Here is a 1,506-nt window from a genome sequence, read left to right on the forward strand (position 1 = left end):
TTACATTTCGATTGGTGCGATGACCAAGGATGTCAAAGCGGTGGATCTGTCGATGCGACTGAGCCTCTGAGCATTCGCGCAAGAAAAAACGCCAGCCTGTTGAGGCTGGCGTTTTTGTTCAGACCACCAGATTGTTCATCTCGCAGTACTCTTCCCACTCGACACCCAATACTTCCGCCGCTTCCTTGTGCAGCACGAGGCGCTGCGCCTCGAACTCTTCCGGCGTGCTCGTGTACTTGAGGGTCAGCTCCCACGGCTGCAAGCCCTGCGCTTCGGCTTCGTCTTCGAAGGACCACTGGATCTGGTCTTTCTGATCATCGGGACTCAGGTCCTTGATCTCGACCTTCAGGTCCGGCACATCCAGAAGGTATTTTTCCAGCGCTTGTTCGTGGCGTTGCTCTTGGGTCAATTCAGTCATGGGGTTCTCGCTGATCTTAGGAATGGAGGATGGATCTGGATCATCAAGGATCTCTCTGACGCAGGAAGCCATTGGAAGCTCGGTTTTTCCTGGCCTTCAGGACCATTCGTGGATCATCTGAAAACAACGGTGCTTGCTTGTCTGGTACGAAGGAATCCTAACAGAGACGCAAGCCAGTGCAACCGGGGGGAATGAAATGAAGGGTGGTATGCGCTTGGTTACAGTTTCCTGTTTCCATGCGCGAAATTCACTGCGTATAAATCCTCGCCATCGCCTTTGATGGTCGAGGCGAACGAAACCTTCACATTGACCGCCCAAAAACATGCAACTATATTCAGTTGCAATCATAGGCCAGCATGTCAAAGACTGAAAAACTTCTCGCCAAGCTAATCAACGGGCACAGCGCATTCACTTGGTCCGAGCTTGTCACTCTGTTAGGTCGTCTTGGTTACTCTCAGCTGGAAGGATCCGGTAGCAGGATCAAATTCAACAATGGGGATCCGAACGCATTGATCAACCTGCACAAGCCACATCCCGGTAATGAAATCAAAACATACGCAAGACGCCAGATTATCGAGCAACTGAAAACAGGAGGCCTGATTCCATGAGTTCCCAGCTGCACTACAAAGGCTATGTTGGCTCTATCGAGGCGAGCACGGAAGATAAGTGCCTGTTCGGAAAACTCCTTTTCATCAGGGCGCTGGTTAATTATGAAGGACAAACGGTGGCTGAACTGGAAGCAGCCTTTCGCGAGGCGGTAGATGACTATTTACAAACCTGTCAGCAGCTCGGGCAGAAGCCTGAAATCCCATGCAAAGGATCGTTCAATGTTCGCATCGGTCACGATCTGCATTTAGCAGCGGCTCTGGCGGCAACCCGTCAAAATGTGTCGTTGAATGATCTGACACGTCAAGCACTGAACGAATACCTCCAACACCACGCATAAAACCGAAGGCGAAAATTTTTGCCCGAGACAGGAATCGAACCTGCGACCTTCGCGTTACGAGTGCGCTGCTCTACCGGCTGAGCTACACGGGCGGTGGGCTAAACCTAGCACCGGACTCGGGCTGCGGCAAATTTGTGGGTTG

Annotated in this window: 3 protein-coding genes and 1 tRNA gene; 2 read left to right on the forward strand and 2 right to left on the reverse strand. The window is 51.8% G+C overall.

Annotated elements, in window-relative coordinates; all coding sequences use genetic code 11:
* Window positions 1-118: 118 nt before the first annotated feature.
* Window positions 119-418 (reverse strand): DUF6388 family protein, encoded by a 300-nt coding sequence (locus D8U82_RS03185; protein WP_110603487.1) that lies wholly within the window; start codon window positions 416-418, stop codon window positions 119-121.
* Window positions 419-774: 356 nt separating this feature from the next.
* On the opposite strand from D8U82_RS03185, the gene D8U82_RS03190 reads away from it, so the two are divergent.
* Both D8U82_RS03190 and D8U82_RS03195 read left to right on the forward strand, forming a co-directional pair.
* Window positions 775-1,026 carry a type II toxin-antitoxin system HicA family toxin gene (locus D8U82_RS03190; RefSeq protein ID WP_125927172.1) on the forward strand — a complete coding sequence of 84 codons (252 nt, stop codon included), beginning with the start codon at window positions 775-777 and terminating at the stop codon, window positions 1,024-1,026.
* Complete coding sequence (locus tag D8U82_RS03195; protein WP_056782875.1) at window positions 1,023-1,364, forward strand: type II toxin-antitoxin system HicB family antitoxin; 342 nt, start codon at window positions 1,023-1,025, stop codon at window positions 1,362-1,364. Before D8U82_RS03190 ends, D8U82_RS03195 begins: the two co-directional genes overlap by 4 nt.
* A 19-nt stretch (window positions 1,365-1,383) precedes the next feature.
* On the opposite strand, the gene D8U82_RS03200 is transcribed toward D8U82_RS03195, so the two are convergent.
* Window positions 1,384-1,456, reverse strand: a tRNA-Thr gene (locus tag D8U82_RS03200).
* Between the last annotated feature and the right edge of the window lie 50 nt (window positions 1,457-1,506).

The organism is Pseudomonas sp. Sample_23 (assembly GCF_004307595.1).
GTDB classification, from domain to species: domain Bacteria; phylum Pseudomonadota; class Gammaproteobacteria; order Pseudomonadales; family Pseudomonadaceae; genus Aquipseudomonas; species Aquipseudomonas atacamensis.